Source organism: Micromonospora sp. M51 (assembly GCF_018070305.1).
Classification (GTDB): domain Bacteria; phylum Actinomycetota; class Actinomycetes; order Mycobacteriales; family Micromonosporaceae; genus Micromonospora; species Micromonospora parva.
In genome coordinates this window covers 1-3,159 of record NZ_JAGPXZ010000703.1, presented here as the reverse complement: position 1 = coordinate 3,159, position 3,159 = coordinate 1, and the positions used below count along the sequence as shown (strand labels likewise).

Sequence of the window (3,159 nt, the reverse complement as noted above, 5' to 3'; positions counted from 1 at the left end):
CCACCTGCCCGACCAGCGCCAGGCCGAGACCTCGGCCGGTGCTCGTGGTGGACCAGCCGCGCCGGAACGCGTCGGCGACCCGCTCCGGTGCCAGCCCGGGGCCGCTGTCGGCGACCCGGACCACCAGTTCGTCGTCGGCCGCGCCGACGAAGACGCGTACGCGGCGGGGCGCCGGGGTGCCGGCCACCGCTTCGAGCGCGTTGTCGACCAGGTTGCCGACCACGGTGAGCAGGTCAGCGGTCGGCAGCGGGCTGTCGTCGAGGCGGCAGTCCGGTTCGACGATCAGGTCCACTCCGCGCTCGCCGGCCTGCGCGGACTTGCCGAGCAGCAGGGCCGCGAGCGCCGGTTCGGTCACCGCGCCGACCACCCGGTCGGTCAGCTGCTGGGCGAGGGCCAGGTCGCGGGTGCCGAGCCGGACGGCCTCCTCGGTGCGGCCCAGCTCGACCAGGGTCAGCACGGTGTGCAGCCGGTTGGCCGACTCGTGGGTCTGCGCCTGCAACGCCTCGGTCAGCGCCCGCACCGAATTCAGCTCACTGGCCAGGGTGCGCAGCTCGGTCTGGTCGCGCAGGGTCAGCACGGTGCCGAGCGCCGCGCCCTCGAAACGGGCGGTCCGCTGGTTGGCGACGAGCACCCGGTCACCGGCGAGGATCGGCTCGTCGCGGGCGTCGCGCCCGGAGTCGAGCAACTCGGCCGCCGCGGGCGGCAGGTCGATCCCGGCCACCGGCTGATCGATCACCGGCGCGTCCGCGTCGAGCCCCAACAGTCGGCGGCCCTCGTCGTTCACCAGCGCCACCCGACGATCGGTGGTGAGCACGACGAGACCTTCCCGCACCGAGTGCAGAACGGCGTCGTAGTACTCGTACATCCGGGTCATCTGCGCCGGCCCCAGACCGTGCGTCTGGCGACGCAGCCGGCGGCTGAGCAGCCAGGAGCCCGTCGCGGCGAGCGCCAGAGCCGGCGCGGCCACCCCGAACAGCACCGGCAGTTGGCCGAGCAGCTTACGGTCGATGGCCCGGGTGGTGATGCCCACCGAGACCAGACCGACGATGTTCCGCTGCTCGTCGTACACGGGAACGACAGCGCGCACCGACTCGCCGAGCGTGCCGACGTTCGTGGTGGTGAAGGGGTGGCCGGCCAGGGCGGGCCCGATCTCGCCGACGAACGGCTGGCCGATGCGCTCGCGGGTGGGGTGTGAGAAACGGGTGCGGTCGGGGGCCATCACCACCACGAAGTCGGTGCCCGTGGCCACCCGGGTCGATTCGGCGTACGGCTGCAGGATGCTGGCCGGATCGGCGGTGGTGAGGGCGGCGCGGACGTCGGGGGAGCGCGCCACCGTCTGCGCCACCGCGAGCACCTCCTCCTGCGCGGCCTGGCGGGAGTCGCTGCGGGCCAGCCAGACGGCGCCCGCCGCGCCGGCCAGCACCAGCAACGTCACCACCATCGCCTGGAGGGCGAAGAGTTGCCCCGCGATGCTCCACTGGCGTCGGGCCACCTCCACCACCTCCTCGTCGCGCCGACGTTGCTGCCATCGCGGTGAACAGAATGACCGCAAGGCTGTCAACGGGTGAGACGCGCTTCACATTGTCGACATGGACACCACCACATCCGCCACCACCCCGGCGCCGGCGGTCCGCCGGGACCGTACCCGTTACCTGTATCTGGCCGTCATCGTGGCCGTCGTCGCCGGCATCGTGGTCGGCCTGGTCGCCCCCGATTTCGGCAAGGAACTCAAGCCGATCGGCACCGGCTTCGTCAACCTGATCAAGATGATGATCAGCCCGGTCATCTTCTGCACCATCGTGCTCGGCGTCGGCTCGGTCCGGCAGGCCGCGAAGGTTGGCAAGGTCGGCGGCCTGGCCCTCGGCTACTTCCTGACCATGTCGACGGTCGCGCTCGCCATCGGCCTGGTCGTCGGCAACCTCATCCACCCCGGCTCCGGCCTGAACCTCGGCCCGGACCTCGCCGGCTCGGGCAAGGCCGCCGCCGGTGACGAGGCCGCCGGTACCGCCGACTTCCTGCTCGGGATCATCCCGACGACGCTGCTCTCCGCCCTCACCGAGGGCAAGGTGCTCCAGACGCTGCTGGTCGCCCTGCTGGTCGGGTTCGCCGTCCAGGCCATGGGACAGCGGGGTGAGCCGGTGCTCAGCGCCATCACCGTCATCCAGCGGGTCGTCTTCAAGGTCCTCGCCATGATCATGTGGCTGGCGCCGATCGGCGCGTTCGGCGCGATGGCCGCCGTGGTCGGCGCGACCGGCGTGGACGCCCTCAAGAGCCTCGCCCAGATCATGGTGGGCTTCTACGTCACCTGTCTGATCTTCGTGCTGGTCTTCCTGGGCGCGCTGCTGTGGTTCGTGGCCCGGATCTCGATCTTCTCGCTGCTGCGTTATCTCGGCCGGGAGTTCCTGCTGATCCTGTCCACCTCGTCGTCGGAGTCGGCGCTGCCGCGGCTGATCGCCAAGATGGAACACTTCGGCGTGAGCAAGCCGGTCGTCGGCATCACGGTGCCGACCGGCTACTCGTTCAACCTGGACGGTACGGCGATCTACCTGACCATGGCGTCGCTGTTCATCGCCGACGCGCTGGGCAAGCCACTCGCTGTCGGCGAGCAGATCTCGCTGCTGCTGTTCATGATCATCGCCTCGAAGGGCGCCGCCGGAGTCACCGGCGCCGGGCTGGCCACGCTGGCCGGCGGCCTCCAGTCGCACCGACCGGACCTCGTCGACGGGGTCGGACTGATCGTCGGCATCGACCGGTTCATGTCGGAGGCGCGGGCGCTGACCAACTTCGCCGGCAACGCGGTGGCGACAGTGCTGGTGGGAACCTGGACCGGCGAGTTCGACCGGGACCGGGCGGTCGGGGTGCTGAGCGGCAACGACCCGTTCGACGAGGCCACGATGGTCGACGAGCACGACGACGCGGCGCCGCGCCCCGACGAGAGGGAGACCGCGCCGGCCGGAGCGTCGGCCTGATGCACGGACGTGGACCGGGCTTCGCGGTGGCCCCGGCCGCCGTGATCCCCGGTCCGCGCCGTGATCCCCGGTCCGCCCCGTGATCCCGGGTCCGCCCCGTGATCCCGGTCCGCGCCGTGTTGCCGGTCCGCGCCGTGATCTCGGTCCGCGCCGTGATCCACTCCGCTTTCTGAATATCGGGGTATCCGAA

General features: G+C 71.4%; 2 protein-coding genes. One reads left to right on the top strand and one right to left on the bottom strand.

Features of this window, described 5'->3' with window-relative positions:
• The coding region (locus KBX53_RS27385) for a sensor histidine kinase (RefSeq protein WP_210862417.1) at positions 1 to 1,492 on the bottom strand (1,492 nt) is incomplete at its 3' end.
• A 97-nt stretch (positions 1,493 to 1,589) separates the two neighbouring features.
• On the opposite strand from KBX53_RS27385, the gene KBX53_RS27380 reads away from it, so the two are divergent.
• Positions 1,590 to 2,969 carry a cation:dicarboxylase symporter family transporter gene (locus KBX53_RS27380; protein WP_210862416.1) on the top strand — a complete coding sequence of 460 codons (1,380 nt, stop codon included), beginning with the start codon at positions 1,590 to 1,592 and terminating at the stop codon, positions 2,967 to 2,969.
• The last annotated feature ends 190 nt before the right edge of the window (positions 2,970 to 3,159 follow it).